Raw genomic sequence first — 22109 nt, 5'->3', positions numbered from 1 at the left:
GGGCCCGGCGCATTGCACGGCGCCCGCGGCGCCGCTCGGATAAGCTTCGTTCCCGATGAGCAACGAAGCGTCCGACCCGAAGCAGACTGGCTCCCCCGAGCACGAGCACGGGGGAGCCAGACCCGTATCCGGGGCGGAAGGGGCCGATGGGCCGGACGATCCGGTGGGGAGCGCGCAGAACGAGATGAACGCCAAGAAACAGGACACGGGCGGGAAGTCGGGCTCCTTCTGGAGAGAGCTTCCCCTGTTGATCGTGATCGCGCTGGTCTTGGCGTTCGTCATCAAGACCTGGGTGGTCCAGCCGTTCTTCATCCCGTCCAAGTCGATGGAGGACACTCTCCAGATCGGCGACCGGGTCCTGGTCAACAAGCTCGTCTACCAGGTCCGCGAGATCGAGCGCGGCGACGTGGTGGTGTTCAACGGCGCGGGCACCTGGGACGAGGAGGGCGTCCAGCCGGAGCCCTCCGGCAACCCGGTGAACCGGGCGTTCACCTGGGTCGGCCAGCAGCTCGGGGTGCAGCCCACCGGCAAGGACTACATCAAGCGGGTGATCGGCGTCGGCGGCGACACCGTGGAGTGCTGCGACGCCGAGGGCCGGGTCATGGTCAACGGCGAGCCGCTGGACGAAGAGGACTACCTCTACCCGGGCAGCCAGGAGACGCACACCGAGTTCGGCCCGGTCAAGGTGCCCGAGGGCCGGCTGTGGCTGATGGGCGACCACCGGCAGATCTCCTACGACTCCCGGCTGCACCAGAACGATCCGGGCGAGGGGACCATCGCCGAGGAGAACGTGATCGGCCGGGCGTTCGTGCTGGTGTGGCCGTTCGACCGGATGACCACGCTGCCCATCCCGGAGACCTTCGAGCCGCTGAACGAGGAGGGGGAGGAAGGGGAGAAGGCCGCGGCCGCCGCGCCGGTGCCGGACGCGTCCCCGCTCGCCCTCGGCGTGGTCGGCGTGCTCCCGCTGCCCCTGCTCTCCCGCCGGCTCCGCCGGCGCGCCCCGTACGCGCAGGATTCCGCCGAATGACAGCGCGCGGTTGACAGATGCCGCATCATGGACCTGGGGCGGAAGACGTCCGCTTTCGAGCATGGCGGGACCAGTAGGCGCCGAACGGGGCGAAGGGGGCCGGGCCGGCGGACCTGAAGTGCACGACGGAAGCGAGTGCGAGATGAGTTCTGAGGACCTGGAGAAGTACGAGGCCGAGATGGAGCTCCAGCTCTATCGGGAGTACCGCGACGTCGTCGGCCTGTTCAGCTACGTGGTGGAGACCGAGCGCCGGTTCTACCTCACCAACCACGTGGATCTGCAGCCGAGGAGCACCGAGAACGGCGAGATGTACTTCGAGGTCGCGATGGAGGACGCCTGGGTCTGGGACATGTACCGCCCGGCCCGGTTCGTGCGCAACGTCCGAGTGGTGACCTTCAAGGACGTCAACGTCGAAGAGATCACCAAGTCCGACCTCGAAGTCCCCCCGGGCGGCCGCCCGCAGAGCTGACCCCGGTACACCGACCCGACCCGAGGCGGGGGCCGCACCGCGGCCCCCGCCTCACCCGTTCCCGGCCCCTCCCCGAACCGCAGAGGGGGGAGAAGGGACGGGGCGGGGCGGCGACGGCAGTGGTAGGGGCGTGGTCGGGCACTCCGGTTGAGCACGGCGCCCCACGGGGGAAGGTCCAAACGGGCGGCGACGGCGGGGAAGGGGGACCGGCCAGTCGGTCGGGTGCGGCGCCCCGCGGAGTGCAGGTTCGAGCGGGCGGCGAGGGGGGAGCGGGCCGGGCGCCGCGTTCACCGGCCGGGCCCGGCGCGTGCTCCCGGCGAGGGGAGCAGGGCGGCGCCCCGGCGGCGCGGGCCGGCCCGCGCCGCCCGGGTCCGTCAGGGGGCCTTATCCCTATCTGCCTGGTTTGCGGCGAGGAACGGGCGGGGGCGGGGGCGCCCTGCGCACCTCCGCAGCACCTCGATTGCATCTACCAGCGAGTAGTAAGCCTCGAAGCCTCCACCACCCCCTCGTCGATTACCCAGAGTGGCCAAGTAGGGCTCCCTCGGGAGAACAAAAGCGTCATACCGCCCCCACTTCTGCCCTCCCTGGGTTCCGGCCCCCTGCTTTGCGGCCTTCCGGGTTGCTCGAATCCCCGAACACCGGCCCGATCGGCCCCAACCGGGCCTGCCAGGGGGCGATCCGGCCCAGGATGCGCGCCCAGGAATCACCGGGGTGCTCTCGCGGTGCGCAGGGCGCCTCATCCCACCATCACCCTGCGTATTTGCCCAGGTCGGAGAGGGGTGGTGGTTTCGATGGCGGCCGGCCCCGGCGCCCGGGCGACGCGGGCGCGGCGATCCCGCCGCCCCGGCTCACTCCGACCGCCCCCATCTGCTCTGCCGCACCCGACCGACCGGCCGGTGCCCACCGCCGCCGTCGCCGCCTGCTCGAACCCCCGCTCCGTGGGGCCCGCGCCCGGGCGACCACCTTCGCCCCGCCCCACTGCTGCCTTCGCTGCCCGTTTGAACCTTCGCTCCGTGGGGCTCGCACCCGGCCGGGGCGCCCGACCCCGCCCCTTCCCGCCGTCGCCGCCGGTTTGAGCCGTCACCCGGTGAGGCGCCGCGCCCGACCGACCGGCCGGTCCCCCTCCCCACCGTCGCTGCTCGCTTGAACCTGCACTCCGCGATGCGCCGCGCCGGACCGACCGGCCGGTCCCCCTCCCTGCCGTCGCTGCCAGCTTGAACCCCGACCCCGTGGGGCACCGCGCTCGGGTGATCGCCTTCGCCACGCCCCTACCTCTGCCGTCGCCGCCGCATGGTGCCGTCCACCCGTCGCCGGAGCACGCTCGTCCACAGGGGGCTGTCCACAGGCGGCGGATCGGTTCCCCGCGGTGGGGGCGGAGCGGTCACCGTGGAGGGCGGAGGTGGTCGGAGATGGGCTTCGAGACGCGGGAGCGGGCCTGGAGCCGGGCGGCGCTCGCCCGGTACGGGGAGGACCTGGCCGCGGCGCACCTGCGCCGGACCGGGCTGCGGATCCTGGCGCGCAACTGGCGGTGCCGGGAGGGCGAGATCGACATCCTCGCCCGCTGGGGCGGCACCCTGATCGTGGTCGAGGTGAAGACCCGCACCGGGCTGCGGTTCGGCACGCCGCTGGAGGCGGTCGACCGGGGCAAGCGCAGACGGCTGCGGCGGCTGGCCCGGCTGTGGCGGGAGGAGAACCGGCGCACCGCCCCGCCGCGCACCCGGGTCGACGTGATCGGCGTGCTGGTCCGCAGGGACGGCCGCGCCTACCTCCGGCACGACCGGGGGGTGGCCTGAATGCCGATCGCCCGCACCCGGTCGGTGGCGCTGGTCGGTGTCGAGGGGCACCCGGTCGAGGTCGAGGCCCATCTGGGGACCGGGCCGGCCGCGGTCACCCTGGTCGGCCTGCCCGACACCGCCCTGCGCGAGGCCCGGGACCGGATCCGCGCCGCCGTGGCCAACTCCGGGGAGAGCTGGCCCGACTGCGGCATCACGGTGAGCCTCTCCCCGGCCAGCCTGCCCAAGCGCGGCAGCGGGTTCGACCTGGCCATCGCCGCCGCCGTGCTCGGCGCCGACGGCGCGGTCCCCGCCGAGGGCGTGCACGACAGCGTCTTCCTCGCCGAACTCGGCCTGGACGGACGCACCCGCCCGGTCGGCGGGGTGCTCCCCGCGGTGCTGGCCGCCGCGCGGGCCGGCCTGAGGACCTTCGTCGTCGCCCGGGAGAACGCCGCCGAGGCCCGCCTCGTCCCCGACGTCGAGGTGATCGCGGTCGGCTCGCTGCCCGAGCTGTTCGCCCGGCTGCGCGGTCGCCCGGTCGAGGAGATCGACGACGAGGAGGACATCGCCGAGGAGCCGGAGCCGCCCAGGCGCCGCCCCGACCTCGCCGACGTCGCCGGCCAGCCGATGGCCCGCCGCGCCCTGGAGATCGCCGCGGCCGGCGGCCACCACCTGCTGCTGGTCGGCCCGCCCGGAACAGGGAAGAGCCTGCTCGCCGAGCGGCTGCCCACCATCCTCCCCGAGCTGTGCACCGAGGACGCGGTGGAGGTCACCGCGGTGCACTCGGTCGCAGGCACCCTGCCCCGGGGCGAGCCCCTGATCACCCGGCCCCCGTACAGCGCCCCGCACCACTCGGCCACCCGCGCGGCGATGGTCGGCGGCGGCAGCAGTGTCATCCGCCCGGGCTGCGTCTCGCACGCCCACCGGGGCGTGCTCTTCCTGGACGAGGCCCCGGAATTCCAGCGGGGCGTCCTCGACGCGCTCCGCCAGCCGCTGGAGACGGGCGAGGTCCTGGTCTCCCGGGCGGCGGGCGCGGTCCGGTTCCCCGCCCGCTTCCAGCTGATGATGGCCGCCAACCCGTGCCCCTGCGCGCGCCCGGGGGCGGCCTGCATCTGCCCGGCCGCGGTGCGCCGTCGCTACCTGGGTACGCTCTCCGGGCCGCTGCTCGACCGGGTCGACCTCAAGCTCGAACTCCAGCCGGTGACCCGCGCCGAACTCCTCGCCGACCGGGCCTTCACCGAGGACTCCGCCACCGTCGCCGCCCGGGTCGCCGAGGCGAGGGAGCGCGCTGCCCGCCGCTTCAAGGGCACCCCTTGGCGGGCCAACGCGGAGGTGCCCGGGGCCGAGCTGCGCCGCACCTTCCCGGTGGGCGACGCCGCCCGCGGGGTGCTGGCCGGGGCGATGGAGCGCGGCGAGGTCAGCGCCCGCGGGGTCGACCGCACCCTGCGCGTCGCCTGGACCCTGGCCGACCTCGACGGCAGTCCGATCCCCGAGGGCGACCACGCGGCCCTCGCCTACGCCCTCTGGTCGGGAGGCCACCCATGACCCGAGACCCGGGCCGGTCCAGGGCCCGCTTCCGTCCCTCGTGGAGCAGAGCCGCAGAGGGGAGCAGAGCCGCAGAGAACAGAACCGCCGACGGCCCCAGGGGGCGCCGCAGGGATCGCCCCGAGGCCGTGCCGGAAGGAACGGCAGCGGTGCCGCCGACCGCCTCTGCCCGCGCGCCTCGGGCGTCCGGTCCGGCCTGCGCGCTCACACGGGCGCGGGGGAACGGCGCTGGGAGCAGCCGGAGGAGAGGGCGGCCCGCCGGGTTGCGCCGGGTGATCGGCTCGGCCTGTGTGCCCGCCCGGCCGTCTCGGGCGCTCGGCCCGGTTCGCATGCTCCAGGGGCTCGGTTCTGCCGGTGTCCCCGCCGGACCGCGCCGGGTGTTCGGGGCCGCCTGGGGCGGCGAGGGGAGGGGGCGGTGCGGGGCGCCGCCCGCCTTTCATCGCGGCGGGGCGGGAGACGTGCGGTGACCGGGCCGGTGGAGGACGAGGGCATGGCGCGGGCCTGCCTCACCGCGGCGGCTGAGGCAGGGGACGCCGCGCTGGGGCGGCTGCTGCGCGAGCGGCCCGCGGCCGAGGTGTGGGCGGCGCTGCGCGGCGGGACCCTGGACCGGCTGCTCCCGGCGACCGCGGAGGACCGCCGCGGGGACCGGGCGGAGCGGTGGCGGCTGCGGGCCGAGCGGGTCGAGGCGGACCGGCTGCTGGACCGGGCGGCCGAGGCCGGTGCGCGGCTGGTGGCGCCCGGAGACCCCGAGTGGCCCGGCCGGCTCGACCCGCTCGGCGACCGGCGCCCCTATGCGCTGTGGGTCCGCGGCCGCAAGGACCTGCGCAACTCCTGCCTGCGCTCGGTGGCGGTGGTCGGGTCGCGGGCCGCCACCGCCTACGGGCTGCACGTCGCCTCGGAACTGGGCCACGCGCTGTCCGTGCGGGCCTGGACCGTGGTCTCCGGCGGGGCGTACGGCATCGACTCCGCGGCGCACCGCGGGGCGCTGGCCGGCGGGACGCCCACGGTGGCCGTGCTGGCCTGCGGGCCGGACCGGTTCTACCCGAGGGGGAACGAGGCGCTCTTCGGCGAGATCGCCGAGCACGGGGTCCTGGTCACCGAGAACGCCCCGGGCGCCGCGCCCACCAGGTACGGGTTCCTGGTGCGCAACCGGCTGATCGCCGCGCTCACCCCGGGCACCGTCGTGGTGGAGGCGGGTCTGCGCAGCGGTGCGCTGAACACCGCGCACCACGCCCAGGAGCTGCACCGCACGGTGATGGCGGTGCCGGGGCCGGTCACCTCGGCGCTCTCGGCCGGCTGCCACCGGCTGCTCCGGGACTGGCAGGCGGTCTGCGTCGGCGGCGCCGCGGAGGTCGCCGAGCAGCTCGGCTCCATCGGGGAGGAGCTGGCCGCCTCCGGCGGCACCGTGATGGCCTGCGACGGGTTGGACGAGGAGGCCCGCCGCATCCTGGACGCAGTCCCGGAGCGCCCCGGGGCCGGGCCGGCCGCCGTCGCGGCCCAGGCCGGCACCGGCCTGGACACCGCCCTGCGCCATCTGGGCCTGCTGGCGGCCGGAGGATTCATCGAACGCTGCCCCTCCGGCTGGCGCCGCCGGAGGAACAGCGAGCCCCCGTGACGCCGCCGCCCGCCGTCCGGCGCCCGGCGCCCGGCGGCCTGCGCCGGACCAGGGGCGTCGGCCTTTCCCCGCCTCCCCCTGCGGAGCCCCCGCGCTTCCCCGCCCGCCGTGGGGGAGCGGTTCCGCGCGCTCGTCCAGCGGGCCGTTGGGCGGGGCACCGGATCGCCGACGGAGAACGCGGGGCCCGGCGTCTCGGCCGCCGGGAGCGATGCGCCTCCTCGCGGTCCCCCTACCCCGGCGGCGAGCCGGAGAGGGCCTCCCGCCTCGGGGCGGCCGCCGACCGTGGTCCGCTTCGCGCCCTTCCGCCGGCCCCGGCGGCCCGGCGGGGCGGTGATCCGGAGGGTGAGGCGCGGTGGGGGCGGTCTCCGCTGCCGAACGCGGGGTGAAGCGCGGGGAAGCGGTGCGGGAAACGCCCCGGTTCGTCCAGGGGAGCGGGGCGGGGCGCGGCTAGGGTTGGCGCATGGCGAAGAACTACAGCGACGGCTTCGTCGCGGACGGTCCGCTGCTGTTCATCTCCGGCCAGGTCCCCGAGGCCCCGGACGGCAGCGTCGCCGAGGGGGACGCCGTGGCGCAGACCCGGCAGGTCTTCCGGAACATCGAGGCGGTGCTCGGCGCGCACGGGGCGGACATCCGCCACCTGGTCAAGGTCAACTACTACCTGCGGCACATCGCCGACCTGCAGTCGGTCCGGCAGGTGCTGCGCGAGTTCCTGGTGCACCAGCCCCGGCCCGCGGCGACCCTGGTGGAGGTGACCGGGCTGGCCGACTCCCGCTACCTGGTGGAGGTGGACGGGGTGGCCTGCCTGCCCCGGGAGCCGGGAGGGGAGCGGTGAGCGCGGAGGAGCACCGGGAGCTGCTGGACGACTTCGCCCGGCACCTGGACGCCGAGCGCGGCCGCTCCCCGCACACGGTCCGCGCCTACCTGGGCGACGCCCGGAGCCTGCTGGCCTACGCCGCCGGCCGCGGCGCCGGGCCGGAGGGCATCGACATCGCCCTGCTCCGCGGCTGGCTGTCCCGGATGGCCGAGGCCGGGGCGAGCCGCGCCACCGTCGCCCGGCGGATCGCGGCGGCGCGGGCGCTCACCGCCCACCTGCACCGGCTCGGGCGGCTCGGCGACGACCCCGGCCCGCTGCTCGCCACCCCCGCGCGGCACCGGCGGCTGCCCAAGGTGCTGGGGGAGGAGCAGGCCGCCGCCGCCCTGGAGCGCCCGGCGGAGGACGAGGGGAGCCCGCGCGGCCTGCGCCGGACCGCGGTGGTCGAGGTGCTCTACGCGACCGGCATCCGGGTGGCCGAGCTGTGCGGCCTGGACCTGGACGACGTGGACCGGGAGCGCGGGACCCTGCGCGTCCTCGGCAAGGGCGGCAAGGAGCGGGCGGTGCCGATCGGCGCGCCGGCCCTGGACGCCCTGGACGCCTGGCTGCGCGACGGCCGCCCGGCGTTCGCCACCGGGGCCGGCGGGCGGGCGCTGTTCCTCGGCGCGCGCGGCGGGCGGCTGGGCGTCCGGGGCGCCCGGCAGGACGTGCGCGAGCGGATGGGGCCGGGCGAGGACGGCACCGCGGCCTCCCCGCACGCCCTGCGGCACAGCGCCGCCACCCACCTGCTCAACGGCGGCGCCGACCTGCGCAGCGTCCAGGAGTACCTGGGCCACTCCTCGCTGGACAGCACGCAGATCTACACCCATGTCTCCATCGACCGCCTCAAGGAGGTCTACCGGCGGGCGCACCCCCGCGCCTGACCCGCGCGCCCGCCGTACCGGCCCCGCAGGCGCGGCGCGGCGCGTCCGCACCGCGCCGGCCCGGCCGCGCGGACCGGAGGGCGCTGCGGCGGTCGCCCGGCCCCGCCTCCGGGGCGCTCTGCGGTGAGGGGGACCCCGGAACGGGGCGGCCGAAGGGCGCGGCCCGGTGCGGCGCCGGCCCCCGTTTCTCCGCCGTTTCCTCCGCCGTGCCGCCCCTCGGCCGTGTTCGGGCCGGTCGCACGGGCTGGAAAGCACGGCGGCGGCCGCCCGGCCGGTTCCGGGCGGTCGGGGCGCGGGCCGGGGACCGGCCGTCCGGTGGGAGCAGCCGGACCTCGCCCAGGCCGAGGAGGGCCAGCGGGTCGAGGTAGTCGCGGCCCAGGCGCAGCCCCCAGTGCAGGCAGGGGCCGCGCGGGCAGTGCCGGGCCCCCGGGGCCAGGGTGCCCAGCGGGTCGCCCGCGGCGACCGGGTCCCCGCGCGCCACCGAGGCCCTGACCGGCAGGTAGGTGGTGCGCAGCGCGCCGTGCCGGACCGAGACCGCGCCGACGCCCGCGACGCGCCCGGCGAACGCCACCCGGCCGGGGCCCGCGGCGCGCACCTCCGCGCCGGCCGGAGCGGCCAGGTCCACCCCGCGGTGGCCGGGCAGCCACGGTTCGGGAGGCGGGGAGAACGGGCGGACCACGCGCGGCCGGCCGTCCAGCGGCCACTGCCAGCGGTGCGCGTCGGCGGCGGCCGGCTGGGGGCGGCAGCAGGCGAGCAGCAGGACCGCGGCGAGGAGCGGCAGCGCCGCGGCGGGCACCGGGCGCAGCAGGCGGCGGAGGCGGAGCGGGCGGCAGAGGGCGGAGCGACAGAGGAGGGGGCGGCAGAGGACGGAGCGGCAGAGGGCGGAGAGGCGGGTGGGGCTCATGTCCCCAGGGTGGCCGGGACGCGCCCGTCTCTCCAGGGGGAATCCGCGGGCTGTGGACGGGCGGTTCCGCCGCCGCGACACGCGGGTTCCGGGGCGCATGTGCTTGACATCTCGCGGAGTCGGCGGTTACGGGGCGCGCCGCCATCCGATGCCGGTTAGAATCGTGGGCGGCTCACTGTGAGCCGACCAATTCGCACGCCCACGCGCCTTCCGCGAGGGAGGGGTCGTATCCACGGTCCGCACCGCCACTCGGCGGCGCGGCGGTCCGGCCGGGGCGTCAGGAGACAACCGAGGCGGGCCGCGCCCGCCGCGCCAGGGAGGAAGTGTCATGGCCACTGTCGTGACCATCCGTCAGCTGCTCGAGAGCGGCGTCCACTTCGGGCACCAGACCCGTCGCTGGAACCCGAAGATGAAGCGCTTCATCTTCACCGAGCGCAACGGCATCTACATCATCGACCTGCAGAAGTCGCTGGCCTACATCGACCGCGCCTACGAGTTCGTCAAGGAGACGGTCGCCCACGGCGGCACCATCCTCTTCGTCGGCACGAAGAAGCAGGCCCAGGAGGCCATCGACGAGCAGGCCCGCCGGGTCGGCATGCCCTACGTCAACCAGCGCTGGCTGGGCGGCATGCTCACCAACTTCTCCACCGTGCACAAGCGGCTCCAGCGCCTCAAGGAGCTGGAGGAGATCGACTTCGACGACGTCGCCGCCTCCGGCCTCACCAAGAAGGAGCTGCTCGGGCTGCGCCGCGAGAAGGAGAAGCTGGAGCGCACCCTCGGCGGTATCCGCGACATGGCCCGCGTGCCCAGCGCGGTCTGGGTCGTGGACACCAAGAAGGAGCACATCGCGATCAGCGAGGCCCGGAAGCTGAACATCCCGGTCGTCGCGATCCTCGACACCAACTGCGACCCGGACGAGGTCGACTACCCGATCCCGGGCAACGACGACGCGATCCGCAGCGTCAGCCTGCTGACCCGCGTGGTCGCCGACGCGGTGGCCGACGGCCTCCTGGTCCGCTCCGGCGGCGCCTCCGCCGGCGAGAAGAAGTCCGCCGAGGAGCCGCTGGCCGAGTGGGAGCGCGAGCTCCTGGAGGGCAAGGCCGAGGAGAAGCCCGCCGAGGCCGCTCCGGCCGCTGAGGCTCCGGCCGCTGAGGCCGCCCCGGCGGAGGAGGCCGCTCCGGCCGCCGACGCCGAGGCCCCGGCCGCCGAGGCCCCGGCCGCCGAGGGCCAGGAGCAGGCCTAGGCCCGCGCCCTCCCGCCCCCGGGCGGGAGGGCCCCTTTCTCCCCGCGTCCACGTCGACCCACGTCAAGGGAAACAGAGAACAGCTATGGCGAACTTCAGCGCCGCCGACATCAAGAAGCTGCGCGACATGACCGGCGCCGGCATGATGGACAGCAAGAAGGCCCTGCAGGAGAACGACGGCGACTTCGACAAGGCCGTCGAGTTCCTCCGGATCAAGGGCGCCAAGTCCGTCACCAAGCGCGCGGACCGCACCGCCGCCAACGGCCTCGTCGTGCTCAAGCAGGACGACGACAGCAGCGCGGTCCTGGTCGAGCTCAACTGCGAGACCGACTTCGTCGCCAAGAACGACAGCTTCATCAAGCTCGCCGACGAGATCGCCGCCTTCGTCGCGGCCGGCGACTACGCCGACGTGGCCTCCCTGCTCTCCGCCGAGTTCAGCGAGGGCAAGTCCGTCCAGCAGGTCATCGAGGAGCGCAGCGCCGTCATCGGCGAGAAGCTGGAGCTCCGCCGCTTCGCCAAGGTGCAGGGCGCCTACGTGGCCAGCTACATGCACAAGTCCGACCCGGACCTGCCGCCGACCATGGGCGTCCTGGTCGAGCTGGACAAGGCCGACGTCGAGGTCGGCAAGGACCTCGCCCAGCAGATCGCCGCGCTCGCGCCGAAGTACGTGAGCAAGGACGAGGTCCCCGCGGACGTCGTCGCCAAGGAGCGCGAGATCGCCGAGGCCACCGCCCGCGAGGAGGGCAAGCCGGAGCAGGCCCTGCCGAAGATCATCGAGGGCCGGGTCAACGGGTTCTTCAAGGAGGCGACGCTGCTCGGGCAGCCGTTCGTCAAGGAGAACAAGAAGACCGTGCAGAAGGTCGTGGACGAGGCCGGGGTGACCGTGAAGCGCTTCGTCCGCTTCAAGGTCGGCCAGTAGTCCTGAGGACTTTGACATGATGGAGGTGCCGGGGAGCGCTGATCCCCGGCACCTTCGGTGGATCAAGGCGGGGACACGGTCAACGGGTGCCCCCGCGCCGTACCACTCGGGGGAACCAGAAGGAGGCCGAGCGCCGTGCCGGAGAACGAGGGCCAGAGCGCCGCGGACATGCCGGAGATGCACGATGCCGGATGGCGCCGTGTCGTACTGAAGCTCTCCGGCGAGGCGTTCGCCGGCGGAGAGCAGCTCGGTATCGACGCGGGTGTCGTCCAGTACGTCGCCGAGGCCATCGCGCAGGCGGTCAAGGAGGGCATTCAGGTCGCCGTCGTGGTCGGCGGCGGCAACATGATGCGCGGCGCGGAGCTGTCCGCCAGCGGCGTCGAGCGGGGCCGCGCCGACTACATGGGCATGCTCGGCACCGTCATCAACTGCCTCGCGCTGCAGGACTTCCTGGAGCGCCAGGGCATCGAGACGCGGGTGCAGACCGCCATCCACATGAGCCAGGTCGCGGAGGCCTACATCCCCCGCCGCGCCGTCCGCCACCTGGAGAAGGGCCGGGTCGTCATCTTCGGCGCCGGCCTCGGAGCGCCGTTCTTCTCCACCGACACCACGGCGGCCCAGCGCGCCCTGGAGATCGGGGCCCAGGCGGTCCTCAAGGGGACCCAGGTCGACGGGGTGTACGACTCCGACCCGCGGCGCAACAGCGACGCGGCCAAGTTCGACCGGCTCAACTACAACGAGGTCCTCACCCGCGGCCTGAAGGTCATGGACGCCACCGCGGTGAGCCTGTGCATGGACAACGGGCTGCCGATCGTGGTGTTCGACCTGATGGGCGAGGGCAACATCGTCCGCGCCGTGCGGGGCGAGAAGATCGGCACCATCGTCTGCCCGCCGGACGCCTGAGCAGCCCCGGCCCGCCTGCGCGGTGCACCGGCCGCGCGGCCCCAGCCGTACGACCCCACGGACCACAGCGACACACGGGAGCCGAAATGATCGAAGAGACCCTCCTCGAAGCGGAGGAGAAGATGGAGAAGGCCGTCGGGGTCGCGAAGGAGGACTTCGCCGCGGTCCGCACCGGCCGCCCGGGGCCCGCGGCCTTCAACAAGATCACGGCCGAGTACTACGGGGCCAGGACGCCGATCAACCAGCTGGCCTCGTTCTCCGTCCCGGAGCCGCGCATGGTGGTCGTCTCCCCCTTCGACAAGAGCTCGATGAGCGCCATCGAGCGCGCCATCCGGGAGAGCGACCTCGGGGTCAACCCCGCCAACGACGGCAACATCATCCGGGTGGTCTTCCCCGAGCTGTCCGAGGAGCGCCGCAAGGAGTACGTGAAGGTGGTGCGGACCAAGGCCGAGGACGGCAAGGTCTCCATCCGCAACGTGCGCCGGCGGGCCAAGGAGCTGATCGACAAGGCCGTCAAGGACGGCGAGATCGGCGAGGACGAGGGGCACCGCGGCCAGGCCGAGCTCGACGAGATCACGCACAAGTACAGCGCGGAGATCGACGAGATGCTGAAGGCCAAGGAAGCCGAGCTGCTCGAAGTCTAGGAAGAAGCAAGACCCGGTGGCCAACTCTGACTCGGGTTCCGAGCCGGACCACAGAGCCGAGGCAGGCGGTGAGAGCGCCGAGCCGGCCGCGGAGAGCGGTGCGGCCGGCGCCGACCAGCGTTTCAAACTGCACAAACCGAACGGAGAGCCGGTCCGCACCGGGCGCAACCTCCCGGTGGCGATCGCCAGCGGCGTCGCCCTCGGTGCCCTGGTCCTGCTCTCCCTCTACCCCTTCCCCCAAGCCTTCGCCCTGATCACGGCGGCGGCGACGCTCATCGGACTGCGCGAGCTGAACCGCGCCGTCGGCGGCCAGGGCGCCCGCCTGGCCCTGCCGCCGCTGGCGGTCGGCGGTGTGGCGATGCAGTTCTGCGCCCACTTCGGCGGCCCCGACTGGCTGGTCGGGGCCACGGCGCTGACCGCGATCGCGGCGCTGGGCTGGCGGCTGCGCGGCGGTGCGGAGGGCTATGTCCGCGATGCCGCGGCGAACCTGTTCACCCTCTGCTACCTGCCGTTCCTGCTCGGCACCTGGCAGCTGCTGGTGGCCGACCCGGACGACGGCCGGGCCCGGCTCATCGCGTTCATCGTGGTGACGATCAGCAGCGACATCGGCGGCTACTTCGCCGGAATCCTGCTCGGGAAGCACAAGATGGCGCCGGTGATCAGCCCGAACAAGACCTGGGAGGGCTTCGCCGGCTCGGTGCTGGCCTGCATGATCGCCGGCGCGCTGACCGTGTCCCTGATGCTGGGCGGGCCGGTCTGGGTGGGCCTGGTGCTGGGCGTCGCGGTGGTCTGCGCCGCGATCCTCGGCGACCTGATCGAGTCGCTGATCAAGCGCGATCTCGGAATGAAGGACATGGGCCGGTTCATGCCCGGCCACGGCGGCCTGCTGGACCGGGTCGACTCGCTGCTCATCGCGGGGCCGGTGGCCTGGGTGGTCCTGGCCCTGCTGCTCTGAGCGGCTCCGCACGGCGAGTGCGCGGGGCGGCGGCCGGACGATCGGCCGCCGCCCCGCGCGCGTTCCGGGTCAGGGCGGGCCGGACCTGGCGCGCAGGCCGGCCACGCACCGGTCGACCAGCACCTCGAAGCTGCGGTCCACGTCCCGGGGGAGCCCGAAGCCGCCGCGGGCCTCCAGGTCGACGAAGCCGTGCAGGGCGCTGCGCAGCGCCCGGACCTCGTCCACCGCCTCCTCGTCGGGGACGCCGAAACCGCGCAGCGCCGCGGCCAGCACGTCCACCGGGACCCGGTAGGCCTCGGCGGCCTCCGCGTCCTCCGGGGAGGGGGCGAGGTTCAGCGACTCGTACCGGCCGGGGTGCGCCCGGGCGTAGCCCCGGTAGGCGGCGGCGACCGAGCGGAGCGCCTCCTCGCCGGAGCGGCCCAGGCAGGCGCGGGCGACCACGGCGCCGAACTCGCGGGCGCTGAGCAGGCCGACCGCCCGCCGCAGCCCGTTCAGCCCGGCCACGTGCTTGTACAGGCTGGGCACCGAGACGCCGGCGGCCTTGGCCACCGAGGAGAGGGAGAGCCGGTCGAAGCCCTCCTCGTCGGCGAGGCGGGCCGCGATCCCGGCCACCGAGGCGGGGGTGAGTCCGGCCCTAGGCACCGGCGCCCCCCTCCGCGCCGGCCGGGGCGGCCGGGGCGACCGCGGCGGCGAACTCCAGCACCGCCGGAGCCACCAGGTCGGGGCGCTGCGCCGCCGGGTAGTGGCCGCACTCGGGCACGACGAGCCGCCGGGCGCCGAGTCGGCCGGCGATCCAGTCGGCCTCGGCGGCGGGGTCCGGCCAGTCGGGGTCGTCGGCGCCCATCACCACCAGGGCGGGCGCGGCCACGTCGTCCAGCCGGGCCGGGACCGGCCGGAAGGCGTTGGCGATGGTGGCGGTGACGGCGCGGTAGCGGTCCGCCGGGCCGAACCCGGCACGGATCGCCGCGATGTGCTCGGCGTGCCCCTCGGTGGTGCGCCCCTTGAACAGGCCGCGCAGGTAGGCGGTGCCCAGTGCGGGCCCCCAGGGGCGGAGCAGCATCGCGCGGAGCAGCAGCGCGAGGGGCCCGCGGAGCCCGTCGCCGCGGAGGAAGGCGCCGAGCAGCACGGTGCCGGAGACCAGTTCCGGGCGGGTGGCGGCGACCCAGGCGGCGGCGGTGGCGCCGAGCGAGTTGCCGACCGCGATCGCGGGCCCGCCCAGCTCCTCGATGAGCGCCGCGGTGTCGGTGGCGGTGGCGAGGGTGCCGTAGTCGGTGAAGGTCGCGTCGCTGTCGCCGTGCCCGCGCAGGTCCATCACGGCCACCCGGTACCCGGCCCCGGCCAGCGCCGGGGCGAGGTGCCGGTAGGTGGCCCGGACGTCGGCCATCCCCGGCACGCACACCACGAGCGGCCCGCCGGCCGGGCCGTGCAGGTCGTAGGCGATCCGTCCACCGGGCCGGTCGAGGCGGTGCATGGCTCCTCCGCAAAGTTCGCATATCCTGATTAACCGTAAAGCTAATTCCCTTAGCTTTCCGGGTCAAGAGGGCGGCGGACCCAGAGCGCGGGGGCGGCCGGCCCCGCTCCCCGCAAGGCGCCGGTCCCGGCACCGCCGCTCTTCCAGGGTCGGTCGAGGCGGCGGCGCCGAGACCGGCGCGGAGGGGGCGGTTCCTCAGGGGCGGAAGTCCGCGAGGTGGTCGGCGACCCACTGCCGGTAGGTGCGCGGGGCCTCCCCGGTCAGCTCCTGCACCGGGTGCAGCTCCTCGGTGTGGTCCGGCGAGGCGAACCCCGCATGCGCCTCCAGGATGCCGTCGGCGTACTCGGGCGGCAGGCCGGAGGCGATCAGCTCGGCGCGGGCCTCGTCCAGCGGCATCGGCTCGGCGCTGATCGGGCGGCCCACGGCCTCACCGATGATCGCGATGCGCTCCGCCTCGGTCAGCATCTCCGGGCCGGTGACCGTGTACTTCATCCCGTCGTGCCGCTTTCCGCCGTCGGGGTCGGTGAGCACGTGCACGGCGGCCGCCGCCAGGTCGCCCTCGTGCACCACCGAGCGCACGGCGCCCGGGAACGGGGTGGCGATGGACGTCGCGCCCTGCCGCACCCGCTCGGCCCAGCCCAGGTCGTTGGAGGCGAAGCCGCCGCCGCGCACCGCCGTCCAGCGCAGGCCCGACCGGGCCAGCAGCAGCTCGATCCGCCCGTGGAAGTCGTTGATCGCGTCGCCCTGCTCCAGGGCGGTGTCGTCCACCCCGCCGGAGGAGAGGTAGACCACCCGCTCGGTGTGCCGGGCGGCGGCCTCGAGCACGGCCGGCGCGGTCTCCGCGCCGAACAGCGGCCAGACCAGGAAGACCGCGTCGACGCCGTTGAACGCGCCCTCCAGCGAGGCCGGGTCGGAGAGGTCCCCGACCGTCTCCTCCACCCCGTCGGGGAAGACCGCCTTGCCGGGCGTGCGGACCAGGGCCCGGACGCTCTCGCCGGCCGCGTGCAGCTGCCGGACCGCCTGCCCGCCGACATTGCCGGTCGCACCCGTCACCAGGATCATCGCAAGGTCCTCCTCATGGTCGCGGGGCGCCCGGGGCGCCCCCTGCGTGGCTTCGCGGACAAGCCAACAACCTCAACCTTGGTTGAAGTCAAGCCGCGGGGGCGGGCCCGTCCACCCGGCGCAGGGTGCGCAGGCCGCGGTCGGTCAGCGCGACCCCCGTCGCGGCCAGCATCAGCGCCGCCGCGCCGACCAGGGCCGGGCCGGCGCCGGCCGCCTCGGCCACCGGGCCGACCGCGACCTGCCCCAGCGGCATGGCCAGGAAGGACCCGAGCGCGTCATAGGAGTAGACCCGGGCCAGCCGCTCCTGCGGGACGTTCTGCTGCAGCGAGACCTCCCAGGCCACGGTGAACTGCTCCACGGCCATCCCGGCCAGGAACATCGCCGCGAACAGCACCGGCAGCACCGGGGAGAGGCCCAGGACCAGGAGCGGGACGGCGTCCACCGCGATCAGCGCGACGCCGTAGCAGAGCGCGCGCCGCGGCTGCCAGCGCGCCGCGAGCAGCCCGCCCAGCAGCATGCCGAGGCTGTTCACGGTGAGCAGCAGCCCCCAGGCGGTGCGCCCGAACGAGGCGTCGGCGATGGCCGGCCCGAGCACCGACACCGTCGCGCTCATCGCCGCGTTGACCACCATGAACTGGACCACGACCAGCCACACCCAGCGGCGCCGGGTGAACTCGGCCCACCCCTCGGCGAGCTCCCGCAGCGGGTCGGCGGGCGGGCCGGAGGGGCGCCGCGGGGAGACCGCCCGGACGGCCGTGAAGCAGACCCCGGCCAGCGCGAACGCGGCCCCGTCGGCGGCGATGGCCCCGCTCGCCCCGATCAGCGCGACCAGCAGGGTGCCGAACGACATCCCGATGATCCGGCCGCCCTCCATGCCGATCCGCGCCAGCGCGTTGGCCTGGCGCAGCAGCGCCGCCGGGACGGTCTGCGGGACCAGGGCGGCGGCCGCCGGCAGGTTGGCCGCCGAGGCCGCGCCGTTCACCGCGGCCAGCACCAGCATCAGCGGCAGCGACGCCGCGTCGAGCAGCAGCGAGGCGGCGAGCAGGCCCTGGGAGCCGGCGGCCACCGCGCAGGCGCCGCAGAGCAGCAGGCCGCGCGGCATCCGGTCGGCCAGCACCCCGCCGGCCAGCAGGAGCAGCACGTTGGCCAGGCTCCGGGCGCCGACGACCAGGCCGAGCTGGGCGACCGAGCCGGTCGCGTCGAGCACCGCGAAGGCCAGCGCGACGGTGGCCAGCCCGTTGCCGAAGTAGAGCAGCGTGCGGCCCGCGGCCAGCGCGCGGAACGGGCGGTGGCGCAGCGGGGCGGTCAGCGCCGGTGCCGCGCGGCCGGCGCGGCCGGTCCCGGTCACGCCTCCTCCCCGGGGCCGGCGCCCGGCGCGCCGCCGTGCGGTTCGGCCGGGGCGGCCGGGTCGGCGTCCGACATGCCGAAGAGCAGCATGGTGGCGCTGACCCGGACGGTGCCGGGGGAGCGCGGCGCCCGGGCCGCCCGGTGCAGTGCGGTGCCCAGCTCCTCGGCCCGCTCGACGATCCGGTCCCACTCGGCGGCGTCCACCCACACCTCGGCGTCGGTGAAGTGCCGGCGCAGGGCGGGGTCGTGCAGGGCGGCGCGGCGGCGCGGCTCGTCGCCCAGGGCGGCCTGCAGGGCGGCGGGGTCCTCCAGCGGGCTCGGGGCGAGCCGCCCGCTCTCCGGATCGTGCCGGTAGCGGCGGGCCAGGCCGCCGCGGACCGGCACCTCCTCGGCGAGCTCCAGCAGCCCGGCCTTGTGCAGCCGCCGCAGGTGGTAGCTGACGTTGGCCTGGGACTCGCCGAGCTCGCGGGCGGCCTCGGCGGCGCTCATCGCGGCCCCGGTGAGCAGGGAGAGCAGCCGGAGCCGCAGCGGGTGGGCGAGGACGCGCAGACCGCGCACGGCCTCGTCGGGCGCGCCCCGGGGGCGCTCGGGGCGGGGCGGCGGCCCGTCTGAATCGTTCATGGCCGCGATCATGGCGGATCCGGCGCCGACCGTCAAAGGGTTATTTGGGGGTTGTGGGCGAGGCGCCCGAAGCGGTCGCTGCGGCGGCGTCCTGGCGCGCCGCGGCGATGAGCGTGCGGCGCCGAAGGAGGCGGTGGCCGGGCGGGGTCCTCGCAGGGGGCCGGTCGCCGAACGGGAGGGGCCGCCCAGGGCGATGAGCTCGGCGCTCGCTGCGGGGGCACCGGAACGCTCCGGTGCCCCCGCAGCGCCGAGCTCATCGGGGAAGGGGGAAAGGGGGGTGCGGGTCAGCCCAGGATCCAGCTGCGGCCCTCGGCGGCGAGCTTGTCGATGAGGGTGGCCGCGTCGTGCTCCTTGGCGAACAGGTGCTCGGGGCGGGTGATCGGGACCAGCCACAGCCAGCGCACCGGGTCGCCGTGGAAGGCCAGGCCCGAGGTGTCCGGCGGCCGGTGGCCCCCGCCCGCCAGCACCTCGGGGTCGGAGACCAGCAGCATCGCCGAGCTGTCCCCGCGCATCAGCCGGTCCTCCGGGTTGTCCAGCCACTTCACGCTGTGCCCCGGGCCGAACCAGGTGACCGCCCGCCACGGGAAGGCGCCGATCCACCGGAAGACCCGGGCCGCCGCGTGCGCCGGCAGCGTCGTCGCCAGCGCCAGCTCGATCCGGGCGTAGTCGGAGGTGTCGGCCATGTAGCGGTCCAGGGTGGGCATCCGCTGCCCGCACATGCCCACCGTGCTCAGCACCGTGTAGGGGCGGTCCGCGGTGGGCGGGCGCTCGGTGACCCGGATCAGCGGGGCGTGGCCGTCGGAGACGTCCCAGTAGTGCCCCGGCGGGCCGACGGCGTCGGTCAGGTGGTTGAAGACGGCCCGCTGCACGGTGCGCCAGGCGTTCGGCGCGTCCCGCCAGGACCAGTACGCCTCGGCGTGCACCACCCGCGGCCACAGCTGCGCGCGGACCGGTTCCAGCGCCCAGGCGTAGGGGCTGCGCCCGATCGCCTCGCGGGCGTAGCCGGGCAGCCCGCTGTCGGCCTCGGCCCAGCCCGGGATGATCGCCAGCAGCTCCTCGCCCTCCAGCAGCGCGACCCCGTCGCCCTCCTCGAACCAGACGGCGCGCAGCGCCGCCGCGTCGAACGGCGCCCTGCCCTGCGGGTGGCGGGTGTAGGCGGCCGGCATCAGCGGGGCCCGGCCCCGGTACAGCCCGGCCGGGTCGTTGGTCTCCGGCGCCGGCTCGTGGTTGGCCAGCCACACCGGCACCCGGATCCGGCCCCGGGCGTCCATCAGGTAGGCGGCGGTGGTGCGGAAGTCGTGCTCGACGAGGACACGGCGGCTCCGGTAGGGGCTGAACTCGTCGAGCAGCACGCGCGTTCCGGCCACCCTGGCTCCCTTCTCTGCTCTCCGGGCGCCTCCCGGCGACCGCGGCCCGGTGCTCCTCCGGGCCGTGCCGCCCGGCTGCCTGCGGTTCCCTCCGGGAGCGGTGGCGGCCGCTCCGCAGGCCGCGGGGTCCCTGCGGCCCGGCGGTGCGGGCCGGCGCCGAGGGGGGAGGGGACCGGGGCGGGGCGTGCGGCCGCGGGTCTTCGGCGTGCCGCATCCTCCAGGGGGCGCATAGTATGACCGTAGTGCCCGTCCGGCTGCGCCGCACTAGCGCGAGCAAGAGCGTTATCGGTCCTCAAGGTTCCCGTCCGCAGCCGGCCACGCCGGCCGCAGCCCCGCCCGCCGTCCTAGTGGATGTTCATGCCTGCCGAGCTCACCTTCGCCGCTCCCCGCCGCGCCAAGCCGCCGCGGCACCTCGCCGACCTCAGCCCCGAGGAGCGGCGGGCCGTCGTCACCGAACTCGGTGAGAAGCCGTTCCGGGCCAAGCAGCTGGCCCAGCACTACTTCGGCCACCTGGAGTCCGACACCTCCGCGATGACGGACCTGCCCGAGGCCTCCCGGGAGCGCCTGGGCGAGGCGCTGCTGCCGAACCTGCTCACCCCGGTCCGGCACATCACCTGCGACGACGGGATGACCCGCAAGACCCTGTGGCGGGCCTTCGACGGGGTGCTGTTCGAGTCGGTGCTGATGCGCTACCCCGACCGCGCCACGCTCTGCGTCTCCTCGCAGGCCGGGTGCGGGATGAACTGCCCGTTCTGCGCCACCGGCCAGAACGGGCTGACCCGGAACCTGTCCACCGGCGAGATCGTGGACCAGGTGGTCTCGGTCGCCCGCGACCTGGCCCGCGGCGAGGTCGCCGGCGGCCCCGGGCGGATCAGCAACATCGTCTTCATGGGCATGGGCGAGCCGCTGGCCAACTACAAGCGGGTGCTGGAGTCGGTCCGCCGGATGACCGACCCGGTCCCGGGCGGGCTGGGCATCTCCCAGCGCGGCGTCACCGTGTCCACCGTCGGCCTGGTGCCCGCGATCGACAAGCTGATCGCCGAGCGGATGCAGGTCCGGCTGGCCATCTCGCTGCACGCCCCCGACGACGAGCTCCGCGACGAGCTGGTCCCGGTCAACAACCGGTGGAAGATCGACGAGGTGCTCGACGCGGCCTGGCGCTACGCCGACACCACCGGCCGCCGGGTCTCCATCGAGTACGCGCTCATCCGCGACATCAACGACCAGGCCTGGCGCGCCGACCTGCTCGGCCGGCTGCTCAAGGGGAACCTGGTGCACGTCAACCTGATCCCGCTCAACCCCACCCCGGGGTCGAAGTGGACCGCCTCCCGGCCCGAGGACGAGCGGGAGTTCGTCCGCCGCCTGGAGTCGCACGGCGTCCCGGTCACCGTGCGCGACACCCGGGGCCAGGAGATCGACGGCGCCTGCGGCCAGCTCGCCGCCGCCGAGAACTGATCCCGGGCGGGGCGGATGGCGGAGACGCTCCTCGCCTTCGCGGTGGGCGCCGTCGCCGGCCTCGTCCCGTTCATCAACATCGAGGTCTACCTGCTGGGCGCGGCGGTCGTCGGCGACGACGCGCTGCGGATCGCGGTCGCGCTGGCCGCGGCGGCCGGGCAGACGCTGGGCAAGATCGCGTTCTACTACGCGGGCATGGGCGTGCTGAACGTCCGCTGGCTGAAGCGGAAGGCCGAGCGGCCGCCGGGCAGGTGGGCCGAGCGGGCCGGGCGGTGGCGGCGCCGGGCCGAGGAGCAGCCCTGGTGGGGGGCGGGGCTGCTGGCGCTCTCCTCGCTGGTGAGCGTCCCGCCGCTGATGGTGGTCTGCGTGCTGGCCGGGGCGGTGCGGATGCGGCTGAGCGTGTTCGCGTCGGTGACCATGGCCACCCGCTCCGCCCGGTTCCTGGTGCTGGTCTACGCGCCCGGGGCCGTCGCCGCGGTCTCCGCCGCCCTGCGGACCGGCTGAGCACCGCCCCGGCGCCCCCGGTGCCGCGGCACCGGGGGCGCCGGCGTCAGCGCGTTCCCCAGGCGTAGGCCTGCTTGCGGAGCTTGAGGTAGAGGAAGCTCTCGGTGGAGCGGACGCCCTCCACGGCGCGGATCGAGCCGAGGATCCGCAGCAGCCGCTCGTCGTCCTCCGCGACCACCTCGACCAGCACGTCGAAGGAGCCGGCGGTGACCACCACGTACTCGCAGCCGTCCAGGTCGGCGATGGTGTCGGCGACCGCGGTCAGGTCGCCGTCGCAGCGCACCCCGATCATCGCCTGCCGGCTGAAGCCCAGCATCATCGGATCGGTGACCCCGACGACCTGCACCACCCCGGTCTCCAGCAGCCGCTGCACGCGCTGCCGCACGGCGGCCTCGGAGAGCCCGACGGCCTTGCCGATCGCGGCGTAGGAGCGCCGGCCGTCCTCCTGGAGCTGCTCGATGATGCGCTTGGCGGTCTCGTCGAGCACCGGCGCGGCGTGGTTCCGCCGGGGCGCCGGGGACTTGCCCTCCTGCTCGGTCACATGCTCCTCCG

General features: G+C 75.2%; 22 protein-coding genes. 14 read left to right on the top strand and 8 right to left on the bottom strand.

Annotated elements, in window-relative coordinates; all coding sequences use genetic code 11:
* The first annotated feature begins 184 nt into the window (after positions 1-184).
* From lepB to D459_RS0108550, 7 genes are all read left to right on the top strand, one after another.
* Positions 185-1027, top strand: a complete 843-nt coding sequence (gene lepB, locus D459_RS0108580; RefSeq protein WP_040709597.1) for a signal peptidase I — start codon at positions 185-187, stop codon at positions 1025-1027.
* 142 nt (positions 1028-1169) lie between these two features.
* Positions 1170-1496: a DUF2469 domain-containing protein gene (locus tag D459_RS0108575; protein ID WP_020380097.1), complete on the top strand. Its 327-nt coding sequence runs from the start codon at positions 1170-1172 to the stop codon at positions 1494-1496.
* A 1409-nt stretch (positions 1497-2905) separates the two neighbouring features.
* Complete coding sequence (locus D459_RS0108570; protein WP_017592587.1) at positions 2906-3289, top strand: YraN family protein; 384 nt, start codon at positions 2906-2908, stop codon at positions 3287-3289.
* On the top strand, positions 3290-4813 hold the full coding sequence (locus D459_RS0108565; protein WP_017592586.1) for a YifB family Mg chelatase-like AAA ATPase: 1524 nt from the start codon (positions 3290-3292) through the stop codon (positions 4811-4813).
* A gap of 463 nt (positions 4814-5276) precedes the next feature.
* A complete protein-coding gene (dprA, locus tag D459_RS0108560; protein ID WP_017592585.1) occupies positions 5277-6428 on the top strand; it encodes a DNA-processing protein DprA in 1152 nt (383 codons plus the stop codon).
* 460 nt (positions 6429-6888) lie between these two features.
* Positions 6889-7260 (top strand): RidA family protein, encoded by a 372-nt coding sequence (locus D459_RS0108555; RefSeq protein WP_017592584.1) that lies wholly within the window; start codon positions 6889-6891, stop codon positions 7258-7260.
* Entirely contained in the window at positions 7257-8162 is a 906-nt protein-coding gene (locus D459_RS0108550) for a tyrosine recombinase XerC (protein WP_017592583.1), read from the top strand. Before D459_RS0108555 ends, D459_RS0108550 begins: the two co-directional genes overlap by 4 nt.
* Here D459_RS0108550 and D459_RS36515 read toward each other — a convergent pair.
* Positions 8125-9066 (bottom strand): M23 family metallopeptidase, encoded by a 942-nt coding sequence (locus tag D459_RS36515; RefSeq protein ID WP_017592582.1) that lies wholly within the window; start codon positions 9064-9066, stop codon positions 8125-8127. The genes D459_RS0108550 and D459_RS36515 overlap by 38 nt on opposite strands.
* A gap of 328 nt (positions 9067-9394) precedes the next feature.
* Between D459_RS36515 and rpsB the strand changes: the two genes are divergently transcribed.
* The 5 genes from rpsB (at position 9395) to D459_RS0108520 (ending at position 13730) form a co-directional block, all read left to right on the top strand.
* Positions 9395-10309 carry a 30S ribosomal protein S2 gene (gene rpsB / locus D459_RS0108540; RefSeq protein WP_017592581.1) on the top strand — a complete coding sequence of 305 codons (915 nt, stop codon included), beginning with the start codon at positions 9395-9397 and terminating at the stop codon, positions 10307-10309.
* 85 nt (positions 10310-10394) lie between these two features.
* On the top strand, positions 10395-11228 hold the full coding sequence (gene tsf, locus D459_RS0108535) for a translation elongation factor Ts (RefSeq protein ID WP_017592580.1): 834 nt from the start codon (positions 10395-10397) through the stop codon (positions 11226-11228).
* 135 nt (positions 11229-11363) lie between these two features.
* Complete coding sequence (gene pyrH, locus D459_RS0108530; protein ID WP_017592579.1) at positions 11364-12131, top strand: UMP kinase; 768 nt, start codon at positions 11364-11366, stop codon at positions 12129-12131.
* Between the two features lie 86 nt (positions 12132-12217).
* Entirely contained in the window at positions 12218-12775 is a 558-nt protein-coding gene (gene frr, locus D459_RS0108525; protein WP_017592578.1) for a ribosome recycling factor, read from the top strand.
* Positions 12776-12791: 16 nt separating this feature from the next.
* Positions 12792-13730: a phosphatidate cytidylyltransferase gene (locus D459_RS0108520; RefSeq protein WP_017592577.1), complete on the top strand. Its 939-nt coding sequence runs from the start codon at positions 12792-12794 to the stop codon at positions 13728-13730.
* 69 nt (positions 13731-13799) lie between these two features.
* Here the strand turns inward: D459_RS0108520 and D459_RS0108515 are convergent, their stop codons facing one another.
* From D459_RS0108515 to D459_RS0108490, 6 genes are all read right to left on the bottom strand, one after another.
* Complete coding sequence (locus tag D459_RS0108515) at positions 13800-14372, bottom strand: TetR/AcrR family transcriptional regulator (protein ID WP_017592576.1); 573 nt, start codon at positions 14370-14372, stop codon at positions 13800-13802.
* The gene (locus D459_RS0108510) at positions 14365-15201 is read right to left on the bottom strand and encodes an alpha/beta fold hydrolase (RefSeq protein ID WP_017592575.1); all 837 of its coding nucleotides are present in this window, start codon (positions 15199-15201) and stop codon (positions 14365-14367) included. Before D459_RS0108510 ends, D459_RS0108515 begins: the two co-directional genes overlap by 8 nt.
* A 195-nt stretch (positions 15202-15396) precedes the next feature.
* Positions 15397-16263: an NAD(P)H-binding protein gene (locus D459_RS0108505; protein WP_017592574.1), complete on the bottom strand. Its 867-nt coding sequence runs from the start codon at positions 16261-16263 to the stop codon at positions 15397-15399.
* Between the two features lie 88 nt (positions 16264-16351).
* Positions 16352-17611: an MFS transporter gene (locus D459_RS0108500; RefSeq protein WP_017592573.1), complete on the bottom strand. Its 1260-nt coding sequence runs from the start codon at positions 17609-17611 to the stop codon at positions 16352-16354.
* Complete coding sequence (locus tag D459_RS31130) at positions 17608-18231, bottom strand: helix-turn-helix domain-containing protein (protein ID WP_152522926.1); 624 nt, start codon at positions 18229-18231, stop codon at positions 17608-17610. The genes D459_RS0108500 and D459_RS31130 overlap by 4 nt, the downstream gene beginning before the upstream one ends.
* Before the next feature lie 284 nt (positions 18232-18515).
* Positions 18516-19598 carry a suppressor of fused domain protein gene (locus D459_RS0108490; RefSeq protein ID WP_026120193.1) on the bottom strand — a complete coding sequence of 361 codons (1083 nt, stop codon included), beginning with the start codon at positions 19596-19598 and terminating at the stop codon, positions 18516-18518.
* Positions 19599-19955: 357 nt separating this feature from the next.
* On the opposite strand from D459_RS0108490, the gene rlmN reads away from it, so the two are divergent.
* Together rlmN and D459_RS0108480 are read left to right on the top strand one after the other, a co-directional pair.
* Positions 19956-21053, top strand: coding sequence for a 23S rRNA (adenine(2503)-C(2))-methyltransferase RlmN (gene rlmN / locus D459_RS0108485; protein WP_017592570.1), 1098 nt, complete (start codon positions 19956-19958; stop codon positions 21051-21053).
* Between the two features lie 15 nt (positions 21054-21068).
* Entirely contained in the window at positions 21069-21557 is a 489-nt protein-coding gene (locus tag D459_RS0108480) for a YqaA family protein (protein WP_017592569.1), read from the top strand.
* 46 nt (positions 21558-21603) lie between these two features.
* Here D459_RS0108480 and D459_RS0108475 read toward each other — a convergent pair whose 3' ends face one another.
* Positions 21604-22098, bottom strand: a complete 495-nt coding sequence (locus D459_RS0108475; RefSeq protein ID WP_017592568.1) for an Lrp/AsnC family transcriptional regulator — start codon at positions 22096-22098, stop codon at positions 21604-21606.
* Positions 22099-22109: the final 11 nt, after the last annotated feature.

The organism is Nocardiopsis potens DSM 45234 (assembly GCF_000341105.1).
Taxonomy (GTDB): Bacteria; Actinomycetota; Actinomycetes; order Streptosporangiales; family Streptosporangiaceae; genus Nocardiopsis_A; species Nocardiopsis_A potens.
Note: the sequence above shows the minus strand (reverse complement) of the source record. Positions and strands in the feature narration are given on the sequence as shown.